Below are 19653 nucleotides of genomic sequence, written 5' to 3'. Positions count from 1 at the left end.
GTCTAGTGGATGCGGTTCAGCAGCGCCGGCTGTCCAAACTCCACCAGTTGTGCCTTGGATTTCTGCATATAGCTGGCCCAGAAACCGGCCAGCGCCTGCATGGTCTTCGGATCGCGGTAGGTCTTGCTCTTTTGCCCGTCGGCGGCCAGCAGGCCGGCGCCGATCACGTACACGCGGGCGCCGCCGAAATCGGCCAGCATCTGGTTTTCCTCGATCGTGCGCATCTCCTTGATGGAATCGATCTTGCGCACGGCCCTGCCCTGGTCGGCATAGAAATTGGCCACCGATGAATTTTCCAGCATGTCCGAGACGATCAGCACGACCTTGTTTTGCGTCGGCGATTGCTGCACCATCGCCGAAATGGCCTTAATGCTGGCCAACACGTCCGACTTTGCGATATCGCTGCTGGTGTTATCAAAGGCACTGCGCAGCGCCTTGCCCATCAGTTGCGCGGCCTGCTGCGCCTGGCGCGTCGTGCATTGATCGAACTTCGACAGCATGGGCTTGGAAATATCGTCGCGTTGCCCCGGCTGCAGCAGCGTGTCGAGCGCGCCCGAAGCGATCACTTCCGTATAACGGCCCTGCGTGTAGGCGGAAAACGTCACCACGGCAAACGCATTGCCGGGGGCCAGGAATGGCTTGACATTGTCCGCCACCAGTTGCTTGAGGCTGGTATCGAGCGGCGTCGTCTGGTCGATGGCGACGAACAGCTGCGTCGTCGGCTTGCCGGCGGCAGGCAGATTCTTGCTGTCATAGCAGCTGCGCAAGGCATCGCCGGGACCGGCCACGGCGGCACCGGCCAGCAGCAGCTGAACTACAGGCAACAACCATTTCATAACAGGTCCTCCAGCTCAGCATCGCGCGATTTGCGCTCTTCCTTTTGCTGTTTCAGGGTGGCGAGCACTTGCGCATGCAGCTGCATCGGTAAGGCGCCGATCAACTGTTTCTTCGCTTCCTTGTCCTCGCCGAGGGCATCGAGCTGGCGCAGGATGTCGGCCAGTTGCGGCGCGTCCGCCTGCACCACAGCCTTGACGGGCTCAGGCGCAGGGACGGGCGCCGGAGCCGGCTTGGCGGCGGCACGGGCCGCTTCCTCGCGGGCATGCTCGCGCTCGTGGTTGCGGTCGCGATGGTCGGCCGTGCGCGCTTCCTGCACATAGTCGCGGAAGGTCTTGCTCAGGTGCTGGCCCGAGGTGCCCACATTGCTGTTGTTGGCCATGATGCGCTGCTGCAAGACCGCCAATTTGGCTTGCGCCGTATCGGCGATGCGGCGGTAGTGCTCGCGCACGGCCGAATACGTGGCATAACGGCCACCACCCATGGCGGCGAACGCCTGCGCGCTGTTTTCGCCCGCAAAGCCCCAGCGGTAGCCAAAGATCACGCCCAGCAATTGCAGGAAGACAAACACCACGGCAAGGATGATAAAAGTAGCCCAGCCGCCACGACCGTCGATCTTGGCTTCATCGGCCGCCACTTTCTTGTCGGCGTCGTTGTTCGAAACCGCATCCGCATCGGGCAGCGCCACTTGCTGCATGTCCAGGCTGTCGCTGGCGGCGCGGCTGTTGTGGTCGATCTCGGCGCTGACGGTGCTGACGCGGTGCGCCAATTCCTTTTCCAGCACCTGGCCGCGCACATAGGTGGCGAAACCGGCGATCACCAGCACGATCACCAGGGTAGCGATACTGACGACATAGCCGGGATGCGCACCCACGCGGTTGCACAACTGCGTGTACGACGGCATGCCATCATCCTGCGACTGGTCGCGCGCCAGCGGAATGGTGCCCGTAAACAGCTTTTCGCGGCGCTTGTCCTCGATCCATTCACGGCGCGCATTCTTGATGCGGCCTGATTTATACAGTTCGTGTCCGGCAAAGTGGGTAAATGCCACCAGGATCACGGAAATGAGGAAGGCGATGCCATAGGCACCGTTTTGCTGGAGATTCTCGCTAGCGCCAGGAATCGTATAGCCGGCCAACACATACGAGAAACCCAGTGCCTCGACAAACACCGTCGATACCGTCAACAGCCAAATCCAGCCCGGCGTGTTTTTGCGGCCATTATCGCCAGCCTTGGTCAGGTACGTAACTTTCTCATTGAAATCGTGTTCGTCCTGCACATGAACGAAATTCTTGTACTCCTGGCACAAGGTGCGCTCGCCGGAAAACCAGCCCGGATAACTGCTGTCTTCATTCGCATCGCGCGACAAGGCGGCAATGCGGCCCACGACGGGGAAACTGACCCAGGTATTGAACCACCACCATTTGACCTTTTCCCACAGGACGGTAATCGCCACTGCCGCCAGCAAGACGCTGACAATACTCCACGCCGCCAGTGGATAGCTTGCAATAAATTCTTTCATTTCAGGTTCCCTGTATTATTTTTGATAAATTCTTGGTTTGAAATCGGCGGCATAGGTTTTTTCCGCGCGCGTATAGACCAGCGTGCCGGCCTTGGCGGCATTGGCGCCGTCCTTGCCAAACACGATATCGACGCATTCCAAGCCCGCACGTCCGTTCAGGAACATGCGATACAGCAGACCGTTCTCGCCCAGATAGGTATTTACCTCCGGCGATACGCTTATCTCCGCCTGCCCGCTGTTGCGCTTGGCCGGATTGTAATTGGTATAGACCTTGAACTGCGGCGGATTGGCCAGCGCGCCATCGACGGCCAATACCGAGACCTTGTTAATGACGATCTGGTGTCCATTGACCTGGTCCGTCCAAGTCTTGCCATACAGGCCAGGCATGAATTCGCTGGTCGAATAGACCTTACCATCAGCCAAGGCCTTGACGGCATTCGAGGCACGCGGACGGTCGCGGCGGCAATCGGTCATGACCAGCGGTTCCGATGCATAGGCGGTGCTGATCAGCGAGAAGGACGGGCGCTTCGGCATAGCCTGGCCCACATTGGCCAGGTTGACCGAGGTGGTATACGGCACGCCGCCAAAATCGATGGCCTGACCCGCATCGCTGTCCGCCTTGCCGCCCTTGGTGTTGCTGGCGCGCGGCGCGGTAGCGGCAGGGGCGCTGGCCACCGTGTCCGCACTGGCTGCAGCGCCCGCTGTCGCCACTGCAGGCGGCGCATTGGCCGCGACGCGGGCATTGTCCTTGCTCGTTTTGGCCGGCTTGCGCGCCGCAACGGCCGGCGTGCCGCGTGCGGCCACGTCGACGACAGCGGCAGGCGCGATGGGCGTACTACGGTACAGATCGTAACGGGGCTTGCGCGCCGTCAAATAGGTGTCGAAACTGGCCTGGTTGGCCAATTCCACGATTTCCACGCGGCGATTCAGTTCGCGGCCCGCCTCGGTGGCATTGTCGGCCACAGGATAGGCCTCGCCGGCGCCCTGGAAATACAGCGAATGCTTCGGAATGCCGCGCTTTTCCATATACGCCGAAACAGCCCGCGCGCGGCGCTCGGATAAATCGGCATTCAGGCGCGAATTGCCCGTATCGTCCGTATGGCCAATCAACAGAATCTTGCGCGCGGCTATCTGCGCCAGGAATTCCGCCTTCTTTTTCGGATCCTGGATATCGGCCGTCATGGTACGCGCATTATAGGAATCGGCAATCGCGGAGAAATAGTTTTGCGCGCGTTCCGTCAACTGATCGGAATTCAATTCAAAATGGCCGCCATTGACGCCCTGCCCACGCACTTCCACCACCGAACCGACTGCGCTCTTGCGGATATCGGCGCCATTCGCGTTCGCATTGAGGGCGGCATCGTCAAGTACGCTGCCATTGGCGCCCACAGTCGATATCTTCATATCCAGGTCATATTGCTTGGCAATTTTCGCCAGGGCGCAACGACGCGCATCCATATCATGGCCGATCAAGCCGCCAACTGCTCCGCCCAAGACGGCGCCAATCAAGCGACTTTTATCCGAGTGTTTGAATTGATTACCGATCACCAACCCCGCAATTGCACCGACGGCAATGCCGACATTACGTGCATTATTCGAACAAGGGTCTTCGCTGGCAAAGGTTTCTTTAAATGAGGGCTGGCCGGTACGGGGATCGGTGGCGCAACCAGAAACGGTGCTTGCGCAAATGGCAGCGGTGAGGATTTTCAGCCCAAAACGTAAGGGCATGCGCTTGGCACCCGCTTGCAAGGAAAATGGAATCAAAACGGGCTCTTTCTCGTGACAGGAACAGATACGAATATCCCCCATGGCGCGCAATAATGCGTCAAGATGAATACTTACTAAACACTCAATATCTGCATGTTCTCATATTCCGACCGTTTTTTGGAAATTTTTAGTTCTATATAGAAAGTATTCAGACCCGCAATTTTCCTGCCGGCGCGCCTCGTTCGCGCCCTCCAAAAAGCTGCCACATTGTCGTTGGTATTGCCAAAAGCATGCTTCCATGCGCATTGCAGCGCAGCCACGCTTGCCTGCCGCGCCTTCCAGCGGCGCGCAGGAGCGGGGGCCGGCAGTGACTTTTTTCACGCAGCGGGTCGTCGTGTGATTTTGGCCGCTTTCTTGTTTACCCGTCAGCAACACTTCTAAAGTGACAACACACGCGCCAATATCTGCTGCTCCAGCGCGGCGAAGCGCGCACTGCCCCGCGCCCTGGGGCGCGGCAAATCCACGCGCACATCGAATGTGATGCGGCCATCCTCGATCAGCAGCACGCGGTCGGCCAGCGCCACCGCTTCAGCCACATCATGCGTCACCAGCACGGCCGTGAAACCGCGCGCCAGCCACAGCGACTCGATCAACTGCTGCATTTCGATGCGCGTGAGCGCGTCGAGCGCCCCCAGGGGCTCGTCGAGCAGCAGCAATTGCGGCTCGTGCACGAGGGCGCGCGCCAGCGCCACGCGCTGTTTCTGCCCGCCCGACAGGGAAGCCGGCCAGTCGTCGGCACGCTCGGCCAGGCCCACGGTCCACAGCGAGGCCGCCGCCGCGCCAACGCAGCGCGGCAAACCCAGCGCCACGTTAGCTAGCACCGTCTTCCACGGCAGCAAGCGCGATTCCTGAAACATGATGCGGATGTCGGGTGCGCCCACGCCGCTGCCGATGGCGATCTTGCCCTCATCGATGTTTTCCAGGCCCGCGATCGAGCGCAGCAGGGTGCTCTTGCCACAGCCGCTGCGCCCGACGATGGCGACGAACTCGCCCGCTTCCAGCTGCAGGTCGACGTTATCCAGCACGCGACGGCTGGTATATGACTTAGTCAGCTTCGTCAGTGCCAAGGGTACGCCGCAGCGCTGCAAGGGAGCGCACGGCACCGTCTTCGCCTGCGGCATCGGGCTCGCCGGGCCGTATTGCACGAAGTGCGACAACAAATCTGTTTCGATCTGGATAGGGGCGAGCAGCATGATATTTTCTTTCCTGATTGCGTCACTATTGGTCACTATTGGTAGGCGCGATTCCAGCGCAGGCAGTGGCGTTCCAGCGCCCGAGAAAACAAATCGGCCAGCTTGCCCAGCAAGGCGTACAGCAAGATCCCCACCAGCACCACGTCCGTTTGCAGAAATTCGCGCGCATTCATGGTCATGTAGCCGATGCCGGCCTGCGCCGAAATGGTTTCGGCGACGATCAACAGCACCCACACGAGTCCCAGCGAAAAGCGCACGCCTACCAGGATGGAAGGCATGGCGGCCGGCAGTATCACGTCGCGGTATAGCGGCCAGCCCGACAGGCCGTAGCTTTTCGCCATCTCGATCAAGTCCTGGTCAGCCGAGCGGATACCATGGAAGGTGTTCAGATAGACGGGAAAGAACACGCCGACGGCCAGCAGAAACAGCTTGGCCGTCTCGTCGATGCCAAACCACAGGATCACCAGCGGGATCAGGGCCAGCGCCGGGATGTTGCGCACCATTTGCAATGTCGTGTCGAGCAAGGTTTCCGCCTGGCGGAAGCTGCCCGTGACTAGGCCCAGCAGCAAACCGAGTCCCGCGCCGATGCCAAAACCGAGCGTGGCGCGCCACAAGCTCGTTTTCAGGTGCAGCCACAGTTCGCCCGATGCAGCCAAGTGCCAGAAAGCCTTCGCCACGGCCCATGGCTCGGGCAAGATGCGGCTCGACAGCCAGCCCCATTGCGCGGCCAGTTGCCACGCCAGCAGCAGCAGCGCGGGCAAGGCCCACGGCGCCAGTGCGTGACGTAGCGAAGGCCACGGCGCGCTACTGGCCCGTTTTATGGTGCCGGCAGCCATCTCAGGCCACCTTTTTTTGCGGCACGACCGGCACGATATTGCTGGCCATGACTTCGCCGAAAGGGCCGCTCAAGGACTGCTCACCTGCAGCCTTGCCCTTGCCCAGCAGCGGGAACACCAGTTCGGCGAAGCGGTACGACTCTTCCAGATGCGGGTAGCCCGAGAAAATAAAGGTATCGATGCCCAGGTCCGCGTATTGCTGCATGCGCGCCACCACCGTGGGCGCATCGCCGACCAGGGCGGTGCCGGCACCACCACGCACCAGGCCCACGCCGGCCCACAGATTCGGCGACACTTCGAGCTTGTCGCGCCGCCCGCCATGCAGGGCCGCCATGCGCTGCTGGCCCACGGAATCCATTTTGCCGAAAGCCGCCTGCGCCTTGGCGATGATGTCGTCATCCAGATGGCTGATCAGTTCATCGGCCGCGCGCCAGGCCGCCTCGTTGGTTTCGCGCACGATCACATGCAATCGGATGCCAAACCGGACTGTGCGGCCTATTTTTGCCGCACGCGAGCGGATGTCGGCGATTTTCTCGGCGACGGCAGCGGGCGGCTCGCCCCACGTCAGGTAGACGTCCATCTGCTCGGCGGCCAGTGCATGCGCCGGCTCCGACGAACCGCCGAAATACAGCGGCGGATACGGCTTTTGCACGGGTGGATACAGGGTTTTCGCACCCTTCACCTGGATATGCTTGCCCTCGAAATCGTAGCCGGCCTCGCCGCCCTCGCCCGCCAGCGTGGCGCGCCACACCTTGATGAATTCATCGGAGATTTCATAGCGCTTGGCATGGTCGGCAAACAGGCCGTCCGCTTCCAGCTCGCCCTGGTCGCCGCCCGTGACGACGTTGATCAAGAGGCGCCCGTTCGACAGACGGTCAAACGTTGACGCCATGCGCACGGCCAGGCCGGGCGTGGACAGACCGGGACGCACGGCGACCAGGAACTTCAGCTTTTGCGTCACGCTGATCAGGGACGAGGCAACCACCCACGCGTCTTCGCAGGAGCGCCCCGTGGGCAACAGCACGCCGTCATAGCCCAGCGTATCGGCGGCGACAGCCACCTGGCGCAAATAATCGGCATCGACAGGGCGCGCTCCCTGCGACGTGCCCAGGTAACGGCTGTCGCCGTGGGTCGGGATGAACCAGAAGATATTGAATGACATGGTATTTATTCCTTATTTTGCGCTGGTAGCCAGCTGGCGCGCCGGCAGCAGCGCATCCTTGACGCTGATCGGTTTTGGAATCAGCTTCAGGCTGGCAAACGCATCGGCCACCCTTTGCTGCGAAGCCATGACGTCGACCGACACGGGTTTGACGCCGTAGGCATAGCGCGAAGCGGCCAGCGCCACCACTTCCGTGCTCAGGCCCGTCTGCGCCGACAAAATCGTCGCCACTTCGTGCCGATTGTTGCGACCCCATTCATCGACCTTGGCCACTTCATCGAGCACGATGCGCAAGATCTCGGGATTTTTTTCCGCATAGGTGCGCGACGCCAGGTAAAACTGATAGTTCGCCACCAGGCCTTTGCCATCGGCCAGCACGCGCGCGCCCAGCTGCTTTTCGGCGGCCGCCAGGAACGGGTCCCAGATGGCCCAGGCGTCCACGCTACCGCGCTCGAAGGCGGCGCGCGCATCGGCTGGCGGCAGGAACACAGGCTGGATGTCGGCATACGCGACGCCGGCCTTTTCCAGTGCTTTCAACAGCAGGTAATGCACATTCGAGCCCTTGTTCAGAGCAACCTTCTTGCCCTTCAAGTCTGCCAGCGTGCGCAGGCCCGAGCCCTTGGGCACGACGATGGCTTCGCTGGCCGGCGACGCCGGCTCATTGCCGACATACACCAGGTTGGCGCCGGCTGCCTGCGCAAAGATGGGCGGTGCCTCGCCCACGGTGCCGAAGTCGATACTGCCCACATTGAGCCCTTCGAGCAGCACCGGGCCGGCCGGAAACTCGGTCCATTTCACGCCCACGCCCTGCTCGGCGAGGCGTTTATCGAGCGTGCCGCGCCCCTTGAGCAGGGTCAGGGTGCCATACTTCTGGTAACCAATACGCACCTGCACCTCCCCCTTGGGCTGCGCGAGCGCCGCAGCCGGCATGCCGGCCGCCATCACGCCGGCAGCGGCGGCAAACAGCAGGCCCAAAGTGGTACGGCGCGAGAGTCGTTGTGCATGGCGATGTGTCATGGCAGTTCCTTGGTCAGTAAATAATCAGGCGGCTTGACATTGCGGCGCATAGGGCTGGTCTTTCAGCGAGCGGCCGGGTATTGAAGCATCAGCCGCCGCTGGCGGGCGCTGCCCCTGCAGCACGAACAGGCCATTGGAGAGTTCTTCGATGCCGGCTTGCACGCGCTCGGCAATCTGCGCGTCCAGGCTCAGGCCCTGCTCTGCGTGCCATGCCAGCTGCTGCGCATGGGCGTAAATGCTGGTGAACACCTGCTTGGCGCCCAGCGCCTGCAGCACGGGGCGCAGCGCATAATCCAGCGCCAGGGTATGGGCGTGGCCGCCGCCCGTGGCCAGCGGCAGCACCAGCTTGCCGGCCAGGCCATCCTGCGGCAGCAGGTCGAGAAAGGCTTTCAGCAAACCCGTATAAGACGCCTTGTAGATCGGCGTGGCGATCACGATGGCATCGGCGTCGGCCACGGCGCGCACGGCACGGGCAATCGTCACGTCGTCATGTTCGGCCAGCAGCAGGGCACGCGCCGGCAGGTCGCGCACATGCAGCTTGGCGTAGCTGTGGCCCTGTAGCGCCAGTTGTTCGCCGATATGCAGCAGCAAGCGGCTGGAACTCGATGGTAGTTGTGGGCTACCGCCCAATAACAAGATGCTCATGTGATGTCCGTCCCTGCAGGTTGTCGAAGATGGAGTTACTCGGATGCTTGCCGCCTATCGCCATCAGCGGCCCGGCAAAACGAATGCTTTCGCGCTTCGATATGCGTTTTTTGACTATCCGGGCTTGACGCCCCGCACGCGAAGGCGCCGGGGGCCGTGCGCCTTTTTTCGCATATCCATGCGCGGTTTTCTTCGTGTACGGCGCACGCCTGGCGGTGCACTATCGGCTGCATCGTCTTTCTGGAATGTCATCCATGTCTAGCGCTTTCCTCCACACTACCCGCCCCCAGCGCCCCGCACAGGAGCTGCTGCAGGACGCCATCAGCATTGCCACTGCACTCGCCGCGCGCCTGGCCGAAACGGCGAACGCCCGCGACCAGGCCGGCGGCCATGCGGCCCAGGAACGCGAGTGGTTGCGCGACTCAGGCTTGCTGACCTTGTCGATTCCCGTCGAATTCGGCGGCCAGGGCGCATCCTGGCCCCTGGTGTACCAGGTGATCCGCATCCTGGCGCGCGCCGACAGCGCACTGGCCCATATCTTCGGCTTCCACCATTTGCAACTGGCCGGCCTGCAGCTGTACGGCAGCGCGCAGCAGCAGCGCCGCTTGCTGGCCCTCACCGTCGATGAACGCCTTTTCTGGGGCAATGCCTTGAATCCACTCGACAAGCGAGTCACGGCCATCGACAGCGATGACGGCTACCTCCTCGACGGCATCAAGAGCTTTTCTTCCGGCTCCGTGGGGTCCGACTGGCTGACGGTTTCGGCCTGGCACGCGCCCACGCAAACGGCGCTGATCGCCGCCCTGCCCACGCGCCAGGATGGCGTGAGCGTGCAGGCGGACTGGGATGCCTTCGGCCAGCGCCAGACGGATAGCGGCAATGTACATTTTCATCGCGTCGCATTGCCGCAGGAACTGGTGCTGCAGGCGCCCGCGCAGGCAGCTACGCCGCAAGCGAGCGTGCGCTCGCAGGTCGCGCAACTGATCATGGCGAATCTCTATCTGGGCATCGCCGAGGGCGCATTCGAGGCGGCACGCCGCTATACGCGCGAGCAGGCGAAAGCCTGGTTTGCCGCGGGCGTGGCACAAGCCACGGACGACCCTTTGATACAGCACCGCTACGGCCAGCTTTGGCTGCTGCTGCGCCCCGCGCAAGTGCTGGCCGACGCGGCGGCGCAGGCACTGGAAACCGTGTTGCGCAAGGGATCGCTGGTCACGGCGCACGAACGGGGCTTGCTGGCCGTCTCCGTGGCCGAAGCAAAGTGCCTGGCGCACAAGGCTGGGCTGGAAATCAGCAGCCAGATGTTCGAACTGACGGGCGCCCGTTCCACCTCTGCCCAATATGGCTTCGACCGCTACTGGCGCAACGTGCGCGTGCATACCCTGCACGACCCCATCGACTACAAGCTGCGCGACCTGGGGCGCTTTGCCTTGACTGGCACGCTGCCCGAGCCAACCGCGTACTCATAACTTACCCACCAAGGAGACACCATGACCATCGCCCGCCGCAACGTATTGCTTGCCACCCTGAGCCTCGCCCTGGCCAGCAGCCTTGTCTGCGCCAAGGACCCGAAAGACATCACCATCGGCACCAGCGCCGGTCCCTACGCGGACCAGATCAAGCTGGGCATCAAGCCTATCCTGGAAAAACAGGGCTACAAGGTCAGGCTGGTGGAATTCAATGACTATATCCAGCCCAATTTCGCACTGGCCGAGGGGTCGCTCGATGCCAACGTATTCCAGCATATCGTCTACCTGAAGAAATTCGCGCTCGAACACAAGCTGGCGCTGACGGACCTGATCACGATACCGACGGCGCCAATTGCCATCTACAGCAAGAAGCACAAGAGCCTGGACGAGGTGAAGGAGGGCACGACGGTGGGCTTGCCGAACGATCCGACCAACCAGGCGCGCGCACTGGTGCTGCTCGATCAGCTGGGATGGATCAAGCTGCGCGCCAGCTTCGACCCCGTGCGCGCATCGGAAAAAGATATCGCCGTCAACACGCGGAAAATCAAGCTGCTGCCGCTGGAGGCGGCGCAGCTGCCACGTTCCTTGAGCGATACCGATTACTCCTTCATCAACGGCAATTACGCATTGGCTTCCGGGCTGAAACTGAGCGATGCGCTGCTGACCGAGAAAATCTCGCCCAACTACATCAACCTGGTGGCCGTGCGCACGGCCGACAAGGACAAGCAGTTTGCGAAAGACCTGGCGGCAGCCTACCGCTCGCGCGAATTTCTCGACATCACCAACAAGCACTTTGCCGGCTACTCTAAACCTGATTACCAGCAAGGCGTGCAGACGGCTGCCAACGCGGCGAGCAAATAAGCCATGGCCAAAACGATACGCTTCAACGCCTTCCAGATGAACGCCGTCGGCCACCAGTCGCCGGGACTATGGACGCATGCGAGCGACCGCAGCCACCGCTATACCGATCCGCAGCACTGGACGGAACTGGCGCGGCTGCTGGAGGCGGGCCTGTTCGATGCAGTGTTCCTGGCCGACGTGCTGGGTGTGTATGACGTATATCGGGGCAGCCTTGATGCGGCCTTGGAACACGGCGTGCAGGTGCCGCTGAACGACCCGCTGGCCCTCGTGCCCATCATGGCGCAAGCCACCACGCACCTGGGTTTCGGCGTCACCTGCGCCCTCACCTATGAACATCCGTACACATTCGCGCGGCGCATGTCCACCCTGGACCATCTCACTGGCGGGCGCGTCGGCTGGAATATCGTCACTGGCTACCTCGATAGCGCGGCGCGCAACCTGGGCCTAAACCAGCAACTGGGCCACGACGAACGCTACGACTTGGCCGACGAATACCTGGAGGTCGTCTACAAGCTGTGGGAAAAGAGCTGGGACGATGATGCCGTCGTCAACGACAAGGTGCGCGGCATCTACGCCGACCCTGCCCGCGTGCACCCGATCAATCACGTGGGGCGCCATTACCAGGTGCCAGGCATCCATTTATGCGAACCATCGCCGCAACGCACGCCGCTGCTGTACCAGGCCGGTACCTCGCCGCGCGGCACGCGCTTCGCGGCGCGCCATGCGGAGGCGACCTTTGTCAGTGGCCCCAGCAAAACAGTGGTCAAGCACTACGCCGACGACTTGCGCGCCGCCGTGCGGCTAGCGGGACGCGATGGCGATGCGCTGCTGATCTATGCGCAGGCGCTTATCATCACCGGCGCCACCGAAGATGAAGCGCGCGCAAAACACGCCGATTATCTGCGGCACATCAATATCGAGGCGGCGCTGGTACTGTTGTCGGGCTGGACCGGCGTCGATTTCAGCCGCTATCGGCTCGACGCCACCATCGACTACATCGATTCCCCGGCGGGCCGCTCGGCGCTGGCCTCCTTCAGCCAGGCCGACCCGGATCGCACCTGGACGGTGCGCGAAGCGGCCCAATACATCGGCCTCGGCGGGCGCGGCCCCGTGATCGTCGGCGATGCGCGTCAGGTGGCCGACCAGCTGGAAAGCTGGATAACCGAGACGGGCATCGACGGCTTCAATCTGGCCTTCGCCGTGGCGCACGACAGCATGGCCGACGTGGTGCAATACATCGTGCCAGAACTGCAGCGGCGCGGCCGCTATCGCACCCATTACAAGCAAGGCAGCTTGCGCCACAAGGTCTTCGGCCAAGGCCCGCGCCTGCCCGAAGGCCATGCGGGACGCCAGGTCAGCATCGCCTCCGACAGCGCCGCTCTGGCAGCGGCCTGACGTAGCAGATAAACTGCCCTGCGACGTGCTCATCTCGGCGCATCCGGAAGCGTCGCAGCTTTGGCAGCGGCTGGAGGCGAGCGCCACGCGCGGCAGCGATGCCTTTATCGAGCCGCAGGCGTGCCGCGCTTACGTAGCGGCCGCGCAGACCCGGCTCGACGCCCGCCTGGAACAGGAAAAGCGCTGCCGCCGCAGTAAAACGCGTACTCGCGTATTGCGAGCGTGCCTGAACAACGTACCGGGCCAGGCACTGCACGGCGCAGCAGAGCGTACGCTGGCAGGCCAAGGCGCAGCGATGCAGCGCCGCCGCGATCGACGTTTTCTCGGAATCGCTTCAATCGTTGCGCATCTGCGCCTGCGATACATTGCTGTTCGCTGGCACGCTCTGCGTCAGCCATACATTGCCCCCGATGGTCGATCCCGCGCCGATGGTAATACGCCCCAGCACGGTCGCGCCCGCGTAAATGACCACGTCATCTGCGACGATGGGATGGCGCGGCGTACCCTTGATCAGGGCGCCGGAAGCATCGGCAGGAAAACGCTTGGCGCCCAGGGTGACGGCCTGGTACAGGCGCACGCGCTGGCCGATAATGGCCGTCTCGCCGATCACCACGCCGGTGCCGTGATCGATGAAGAAAGACGCGCCGATGTGCGCGCCCGGGTGAATGTCGATGCCCGTCAGGCTGTGCGCGATGTCGGCGATCAGGCGCGCCAGGAACGGAGCACCGAGCGCGTGCAGGCGGTGCGCCAGGCGGTGGTACAAGATGGCGATGGTGCCCGGGTAGCACAGCATGATCTCGGCCACCGAGGTGGCGGCCGGGTCGCCGGCGTAGGCGGCTTGCACGTCCGACACCAGCAGGGCGCGGATATCGGGCAAGCTGGCGGCAAAGGCGCGCGTGATATCGCGCGCCTGCAGCGCCAGGGCCACATCGTCGCTGGCGTCTGCGCCCTCATCGCCGGGCGGTCCGGAAAATAACAGGCCACGGCGCACCTGCTCGCTGAGCCGGTTCAGGGTGGTATTGAGTGTGTCGCCGACAAAGTAGTCGATGCTTTCGTCCGTCAGGTTGGGCCGCCCGTAATGCGTGGGGAACAGCGCTGCCGACAAGCCGTTGACGATGCTAGTGAGCGCTTCGCGCGACGGCAGTTCGCGCACCCTGCCGTTATGGCGGATCTTGTGCTTGTCTTCGCGCGAGATGCGTAGCGCCTGGATCACGGGCCCCAGGTTCCACTGGGGCGTGTCGTCGGCGGGCGCTGCGGGATCAATGCTGTGCATGGCGTGTCACTTCCAAAAAAAACGGCCAACAAGCCGGGTCGCCCTAGCATAATGGCGGCGAGGGGCGAAGCCAACGAAGGATTGTGCGCTTAGATATGCGGAAAACGCATATCGTTGACCAGCAAGGCGCGCGCCTGACCCGATTCCAGTGACTAGCGTAAAATGATGGGCTAACAAAACAAATCTTCAACATGACTAAATTATTAACCTGGATTTTAGCGGGCCTGGCGATGGTCGGACCGCTTGCAATTGATACCTACCTGCCGTCTTTTCCCGCCATCGCGCACGATTTCAATGCCAGCCCCCTGCTGGTGCAGCAAACCCTGAGTTTTTTCCTGTTCACCTTCGCCTTCATGATGCTGTTCTACGGCACCCTGTCCGATTCGTTCGGCCGCCGTCCCGTGATTCTCGTCTCGCTGGTAATGTATGTGATCGCCTCCGTGGGCGCCGCGCTGGCGCCGTCGCTGGGCTGGCTGCTGGCCTGGCGCGTGCTGCAGGGCCTGTCGGCGGGCGCCGGCTCCGTGATCGGCCGCGCCATCGTGCAAGACCGCTATTCGGGCGCCGCTGCGCAAAAAATCCTCTCGCACATCATGATGGTATTCGCCCTGGCGCCGGCCATCGCCCCCGTGCTGGGTGGCTGGCTGCAAGTGTCGCTGGGCTGGCGGGCGATCTTCTGGTTCCTCACGGCCTTCGGCGTACTGATGTTCCTCGTCGTCTGGCGCGCGCTGCCGGAAAGCCTGCCGAAGCAGCAGCGCCATGCCTTCCACTTGGGCGACATCGCCGTCAATTACTGGAAAGTGCTGTGCCACCGCCAGTTCCTGCTGCTGTCGACGGCCATCGGCGCCGCCTTTGGCGGCTTCGCCCTGTATATCGGCTCGGCCGCCTACTTCATCATCAACATCCTGCATTTGCCCGAAACGGCATTCGCCTGGCTGTTCATTCCCTTAATTGGCGGCATGGTGTTCGGCTCGGCCCTGTCGGCGAAAATCGCCCATCGCATCAGCCAGCGCCAGATGATCTGGGCCGGCTTCATCCTGATGCTGCTGGCAGCGCTGGCCAACATCGGCTACAACGTTGTCTTCGCCGCCGAAGTGCCATGGGCCGTGCTGCCCCTGTTCTTCTATTCGTTCGCCCTGTCCCTTGCCATGCCGCCGATGACGCTGATGGCCCTGAACCACTTCCCCAACAACAGCGGCCTGGCCTCGTCGATGCAGTCGTTCATCCAGATGCTGCTGTTCGCGCTGGTATCGGGCTTGGTGGCGCCGCTGCTGTTCGACAGCGCCCTGAACCTGGCGTATGGCGTGATGGCGGGATTGCTGGTGGCGCTGTTGTGCTGGGTATTTGCGCAGGGTAAGCGCTGACGCGCAGGTCCGATTACGGCCAGGGCGCAGGCGTGACGTCCAAATATTGCGCGCCGCCCTGCTCCGGTTCCGCTTCATTCTGCTGCAACGGCTGCTTCAACGGCCCGGCCGGCGAACGCAAACTTAACAGTTCCTTGCGCGCCTCGACGAAGTCAGCCGAACTGAGCGGATGTTGCTGATCCGGCCAGTGATGGACTGCCCATTCCTGCAAGGTTTCAAAGCGCCGCCACAGTTCGGCAATGAATTCACGGCGCGCATGTTCACCTTCTTCACCTTGTTTACCTTGTTCGCCCGTCTTCCCGACGTCTTGCCCGCTATATCCCTGCATGGCTGCTCCCTGTGTGATACATCATGGGGCAAGACTACGCAGAGAACAGGGAGGCGTCTGTTAGCGAACGAACACTCAGTGATGCGGGTAGCTTGCGCAAACCCGCGGCGCTGCACGTCGCCCCGCATGGCCAGATATTTCTGCCCGGGCTTGTGCATCGGACGCCCTGCTGCATGGCGTCATGGTCAATGTAAGACGGGAAAGCTGACGCGTTTCCCCACGCGCCTAGCGACGCGCCTGGCCCCTGGCCCAGGCGATGATGGCATGGGCATCGATGGCGCCCGGCTGGCGCGCCACTTCCACGCCGCGCACGAACAGGGCCAGCGTGGGAATGCTGCGGATATTGAAACGGCTGCCCAGGTCCGGCGACGCTTGCGTATTGACCTTGACGACGCGAAACGCCGGCTCCAGGGTTTTGGCGGCCTGGACATAGAATGGTGCCATGCTGCGGCACGGACCGCACCACGGCGCCCAGAAATCGACCAGTACGGGAATGTCGCTGCGCTCGATATGCTTGAGGAAACGGGCGCTGGCCAGGTCCACGGGCTGGCCCATGAATAAATCCTTCTGGCACTTGCCGCAGGTCGGTTGCGCGTTGAGCCGGTCGTGCGGCAGGCGGTTGACGGCATCACAATGGGGGCAAACGATGTGCAGGCAGTCTGGCGTGGTCGAGGTCATGGCATTCCTGGGGAACGTAGCGTAAAGTTGAGCGATATTTTACGGCGTATCGTGCAGCGCTGTCGGCACGCTGGCAGCGCCTGCGTCAATACTCCACTATAGTGTGCTGGAACGGCGCGCATCTTGCCCGCCCAGCCAAGGAAAACAATGCCTGATGTCGCAAAAAACATGGATTTGAGCAGCAAGCCGGCGCACGCAGAACTCGATGCCGCCCTGGCCTTGCAACGTGCCGCCTACTTGCTCCACCCCGTACCCACGCTTGCCGAGCGCAAGCGCGACCTGCAAACCCTGCAGCGCTTCATCGGCGAGCATAAAGAAGCGCTCTGCGAGGCGATCAGTGCCGATTATGGCAACCGCTCGCGGCACGAAACCTTGCTCGCGGAGATCTTTCCCGCCATCGACGGCATCGCCCATGTACTGAAACACTTAAAAAAGTGGATGCAGCCGCAGCGCCGCAGCGTCGATAGGCGCAATTTCCTGGGCGCCCGCAACCGCGTGCTGCCCCAGCCACTGGGGGTGGTGGGCGTCATCGTGCCGTGGAATTTTCCCGTGAACCTGAGCCTGGTGCCGTTGACCTACATCTTTGCCGCCGGCAACCGTGCCATGGTCAAGATGAGCGAGAACTCGCGCCATCTGAGCCGGCTGCTGATCGACAAGATGCCCGCCTACTTTCCGCCGGAAAAATTGCAGTTTTTTGAAGAGACAGGCGGCGTGGGCGTGGCTTTCTCGCAACTGCCGTTCGACCACCTGCTGTTTACCGGCTCCGGCCAGACGGGGCGCGCCGTCATGGCCGCAGCAGCGCGCAATCTATGCCCGGTCACCCTGGAACTGGGCGGCAAGGCACCGGCCATCGTCTGCGCCGATGTCGACTTGCGCATGGCAACCGAGCGCATCTTGTTCGTCAAGTATCTGAACGCAGGGCAAATCTGCACCAGCGTCGACCACGCCTGGCTGCCCGAGGCCAGCATCGCCGCCTTCGTCGCGCACGCGCGCACCATCATGCCCAAGCGCTACCCGCGGCTGGACACGCCCGACTACACTTCCATCATCGACGAGGCCGCTTTTGAGCGCTTGCTGCTGGCGCTGGACGACGCGCGCGACCGCGGTGCGCAAGTGATTTCGCTGTTGCCGGGGCCAAGCTACGACCGGGCCACGCGCAAGATCGCGCCGCACATCGTGCTCGATGCGCCCGAGGACAGCCTGCTGCTGCAGAGGGAAATCTTTGGCCCCATCCTGCCGCTGCGCGGCTATACCAAGCTTGACACCGTGATCGACAGCATCAACGCGGGGCCACGCCCACTGGCGATCTATCCGTTCAGCAACGACGCAGACACCGTGCAGCGCCTGATCGAGCGCGTGATGTCGGGCGGCGTGTCCGTCAACGATGCCCTGTACCACGTGGGCCAGCACGATCTGCCCTTTGGCGGCGTGGGCGAATCGGGCATGGGTCACTATCATGGCGTGGAAGGCTTCCACACCTTCAGCAAGCTGCGCCCGGTGTTTTACCAGGCGCGCTACAGCGCTTTGACACTGCTGTGGCCGCCGTATGGCAAACTGGCCAGCCGCGTGCTGGCCTTCCTGACACGTTGATGCTTTACAGCTGATGTTTTACAGGAACAGCGAGGCGGCAATGGCCCACATGACAAAGGCGATGATGCCGTCGAGCACGCGCCAAGCCATGGGCTTGGCAAACACGGGCGCCAGATAGCGGGCGCCAAAACCGAGCAGGAAGAACCACAGGGCCGAAGCCATGATGGCGCCGCCGGCGAAGTAAAAGCGTCCCACGCCTTCATGCTGGCCGCCGATCGAGCCAAGCAGGATGACCGTATCGAGGAAGGCGTGCGGATTGAGCAGGCTGAACGCCAGTGCCGCGCCGATCACGGCCCAATAGCCTTCGGGGGCCTTGGCGGCCGACACCGCCATGGCCGTGGGACGCCAGGCCGACTTGGCAGCACGCAAGCCATACGCGATCAGGAAGGTGGCGCCGCCGGCCTTGGCCCACAGCAGGAAATTGGGATTGTCGGCAATAAACGTACCCATGCCGGCCACGCCGGCCGTGATCAGGATGGCGTCGCACAGCAGGCACACGAGTATGCAGGTGAGCACGTAATGACGCCTTAAGCCCTGCTTGAGCAAGAATGCGTTTTGCGTGCCGATGGCCACGATCAGGCTCGCTCCGAGCCCCATGCCTTTCAAGAAAATTGCGCTGTCCATATTGCATCCTTTATATTGCTTTCCATCACGCGCACGGTCGCCCACGCTCTGCCGGCAACGGCAAAGTCATCAGAGGTAGGTAGAGGGTGTAGCGGAACCAGGAGGACCGCGCGGGAGAGTGGAGTTGTTACCCTATTTCAACAGTGTAAAGAAAAAGTAAATATAAGTATAATTAATGATTCTAAACATATATAAGAGAATCTTATGCGAGTCGTCGATTACCGTGGATTGGCCGCCCTCGACGCCGTGATCGGCCTGGGCAGTTTTGAAAAGGCCGCGCAAGCGCTGGCGATCAGCCAGCCGGCTGTGTCGCAGCGCATCCGCACACTGGAAAACCTGGAAGGCACCCTGTTGATCATCCGCAGCCACCCGCCCCTGCCCACGCAAGCGGGGCAACGCCTGATCGCCCACTACCGCCAAGTCAAGCTGCTCGAAGCGGCGCTCGACGCTCAGCCTGGCCCCACCACGCAATTGCCGGAGCTGGCCATCGCCGTCAACGCCGACAGCGCGGCCACCTGGATCCCGGAAGCGCTGGGGCCGCTGCTGTCGCCGCCGTCCTGCCTGCTCGATATCCGCCTCGACGACCAGGACCACACCCTGAGCCAGTTGCGCGAAGGCCGCGTATTTGCCTGTGTTACCAGTGCCGACGACCTGGTGGCCGGCACCACGGCCACGCCGCTGGGCGGCATGCGCTACCTGTGCGTAGCGTCGCCCGCGTTCGCGCAGCAATGGTTTCCTCACGGTTTTACGGTAGAAGCTGTCAGCCAGGCGCCGGCCATCACGTTTGGTAGCAAGGATGCCCTGCACGAGCGCTATCTGCAGCACCGCCTCGGCTACACGGGCCGCTATCCGCACCATGTACTGGGCTCGGCGCGCGACTTCGTGCGCTTCATCGAAGCAGGCTATGCCTATGGCATGGTACCGCTGCTACAGGCGGAAACGGCGCTGGCCGCCGGCCGGCTGGTCGACGTGGCAGCCGGGCAGGCGCTCGACGTGCCACTGACTTGGCATGCCTGGGATATCCAGACGCCCCTGACGCGCACCTTGTCGGACGCCGTCATCGCCACGGCACGCAAATGGCTGTTGCAGAATTGAGCG

The 19653-nt window shown here is 62.5% G+C and carries 18 protein-coding genes; 6 read left to right on the top strand and 12 right to left on the bottom strand.

All coding sequences use genetic code 11. The annotated features are described in order from the left end of the window. Positions 1 to 2: 2 nt before the first annotated feature. From ACQ4V8_RS13720 to ssuE, 8 genes are all read right to left on the bottom strand, one after another. On the bottom strand, positions 3 to 836 hold the full coding sequence (locus ACQ4V8_RS13720) for a hypothetical protein (protein ID WP_436571661.1): 834 nt from the start codon (positions 834 to 836) through the stop codon (positions 3 to 5). After that, positions 833 to 2356: a hypothetical protein gene (locus ACQ4V8_RS13715; RefSeq protein ID WP_010397126.1), complete on the bottom strand. Its 1524-nt coding sequence runs from the start codon at positions 2354 to 2356 to the stop codon at positions 833 to 835. The genes ACQ4V8_RS13720 and ACQ4V8_RS13715 overlap by 4 nt, the downstream gene beginning before the upstream one ends. A gap of 15 nt (positions 2357 to 2371) precedes the next feature. Further along, positions 2372 to 4084 carry an OmpA family protein gene (locus tag ACQ4V8_RS13710; protein ID WP_157998718.1) on the bottom strand — a complete coding sequence of 571 codons (1713 nt, stop codon included), beginning with the start codon at positions 4082 to 4084 and terminating at the stop codon, positions 2372 to 2374. A gap of 416 nt (positions 4085 to 4500) precedes the next feature. After that, positions 4501 to 5244, bottom strand: coding sequence for an ATP-binding cassette domain-containing protein (locus ACQ4V8_RS13705; RefSeq protein WP_436571699.1), 744 nt, complete (start codon positions 5242 to 5244; stop codon positions 4501 to 4503). Positions 5245 to 5351: 107 nt separating this feature from the next. After that, on the bottom strand, positions 5352 to 6152 hold the full coding sequence (gene ssuC / locus ACQ4V8_RS13700) for an aliphatic sulfonate ABC transporter permease SsuC (RefSeq protein ID WP_010397119.1): 801 nt from the start codon (positions 6150 to 6152) through the stop codon (positions 5352 to 5354). Position 6153: 1 nt separating this feature from the next. Beyond that, positions 6154 to 7314 carry an FMNH2-dependent alkanesulfonate monooxygenase gene (gene ssuD, locus ACQ4V8_RS13695; RefSeq protein WP_070346964.1) on the bottom strand — a complete coding sequence of 387 codons (1161 nt, stop codon included), beginning with the start codon at positions 7312 to 7314 and terminating at the stop codon, positions 6154 to 6156. Positions 7315 to 7326: 12 nt separating this feature from the next. Continuing rightward, positions 7327 to 8331, bottom strand: coding sequence for a sulfonate ABC transporter substrate-binding protein (locus ACQ4V8_RS13690; protein WP_070346965.1), 1005 nt, complete (start codon positions 8329 to 8331; stop codon positions 7327 to 7329). A gap of 24 nt (positions 8332 to 8355) precedes the next feature. Further along, positions 8356 to 8976, bottom strand: coding sequence for an NADPH-dependent FMN reductase (ssuE, locus tag ACQ4V8_RS13685; RefSeq protein ID WP_010397113.1), 621 nt, complete (start codon positions 8974 to 8976; stop codon positions 8356 to 8358). Positions 8977 to 9230: 254 nt separating this feature from the next. Here ssuE and ACQ4V8_RS13680 point away from each other — a divergent pair, with 254 nt between their 5' ends. The 3 genes from ACQ4V8_RS13680 to ACQ4V8_RS13670 are packed head-to-tail and all read left to right on the top strand — an operon-like array spanning position 9231 to position 12701. After that, complete coding sequence (locus ACQ4V8_RS13680) at positions 9231 to 10445, top strand: acyl-CoA dehydrogenase family protein (protein WP_010397111.1); 1215 nt, start codon at positions 9231 to 9233, stop codon at positions 10443 to 10445. Between the two features lie 21 nt (positions 10446 to 10466). After that, on the top strand, positions 10467 to 11306 hold the full coding sequence (locus tag ACQ4V8_RS13675) for a MetQ/NlpA family ABC transporter substrate-binding protein (RefSeq protein ID WP_010397108.1): 840 nt from the start codon (positions 10467 to 10469) through the stop codon (positions 11304 to 11306). Between the two features lie 3 nt (positions 11307 to 11309). Continuing rightward, positions 11310 to 12701: an LLM class flavin-dependent oxidoreductase gene (locus tag ACQ4V8_RS13670; RefSeq protein WP_010397107.1), complete on the top strand. Its 1392-nt coding sequence runs from the start codon at positions 11310 to 11312 to the stop codon at positions 12699 to 12701. 334 nt (positions 12702 to 13035) lie between these two features. Here ACQ4V8_RS13670 and epsC read toward each other — a convergent pair whose 3' ends face one another. Then, positions 13036 to 13974: a serine O-acetyltransferase EpsC gene (epsC, locus tag ACQ4V8_RS13665; RefSeq protein WP_280720850.1), complete on the bottom strand. Its 939-nt coding sequence runs from the start codon at positions 13972 to 13974 to the stop codon at positions 13036 to 13038. Between the two features lie 191 nt (positions 13975 to 14165). Between epsC and ACQ4V8_RS13660 the strand changes: the two genes are divergently transcribed. Then, positions 14166 to 15335, top strand: coding sequence for a multidrug effflux MFS transporter (locus tag ACQ4V8_RS13660; protein WP_029496322.1), 1170 nt, complete (start codon positions 14166 to 14168; stop codon positions 15333 to 15335). A gap of 13 nt (positions 15336 to 15348) precedes the next feature. On the opposite strand, the gene ACQ4V8_RS13655 is transcribed toward ACQ4V8_RS13660, so the two are convergent. Together ACQ4V8_RS13655 and trxC are read right to left on the bottom strand one after the other, a co-directional pair. Beyond that, complete coding sequence (locus ACQ4V8_RS13655) at positions 15349 to 15663, bottom strand: hypothetical protein (protein WP_436571660.1); 315 nt, start codon at positions 15661 to 15663, stop codon at positions 15349 to 15351. 225 nt (positions 15664 to 15888) lie between these two features. Next, positions 15889 to 16341: a thioredoxin TrxC gene (trxC, locus tag ACQ4V8_RS13650; RefSeq protein ID WP_070346969.1), complete on the bottom strand. Its 453-nt coding sequence runs from the start codon at positions 16339 to 16341 to the stop codon at positions 15889 to 15891. A 147-nt stretch (positions 16342 to 16488) separates the two neighbouring features. Here trxC and ACQ4V8_RS13645 point away from each other — a divergent pair, with 147 nt between their 5' ends. Then, positions 16489 to 17931, top strand: coding sequence for a coniferyl aldehyde dehydrogenase (locus ACQ4V8_RS13645; RefSeq protein WP_436571659.1), 1443 nt, complete (start codon positions 16489 to 16491; stop codon positions 17929 to 17931). A gap of 18 nt (positions 17932 to 17949) precedes the next feature. On the opposite strand, the gene ACQ4V8_RS13640 is transcribed toward ACQ4V8_RS13645, so the two are convergent. Next, entirely contained in the window at positions 17950 to 18555 is a 606-nt protein-coding gene (locus ACQ4V8_RS13640) for a LysE/ArgO family amino acid transporter (protein WP_010397097.1), read from the bottom strand. A 204-nt stretch (positions 18556 to 18759) separates the two neighbouring features. Here ACQ4V8_RS13640 and ACQ4V8_RS13635 point away from each other — a divergent pair, with 204 nt between their 5' ends. Then, the gene (locus ACQ4V8_RS13635) at positions 18760 to 19650 is read left to right on the top strand and encodes a LysR family transcriptional regulator ArgP (RefSeq protein WP_010397096.1); all 891 of its coding nucleotides are present in this window, start codon (positions 18760 to 18762) and stop codon (positions 19648 to 19650) included. Positions 19651 to 19653 lie beyond the last annotated feature (3 nt).

Source organism: Janthinobacterium paucivorans (assembly GCF_051380805.1).
Taxonomy (GTDB): Bacteria; Pseudomonadota; Gammaproteobacteria; order Burkholderiales; family Burkholderiaceae_D; genus Janthinobacterium; species Janthinobacterium lividum_D.
The sequence above is the reverse complement of the archived record's forward strand: the minus strand, read 5'-3'. Positions and strand labels throughout refer to the sequence as shown.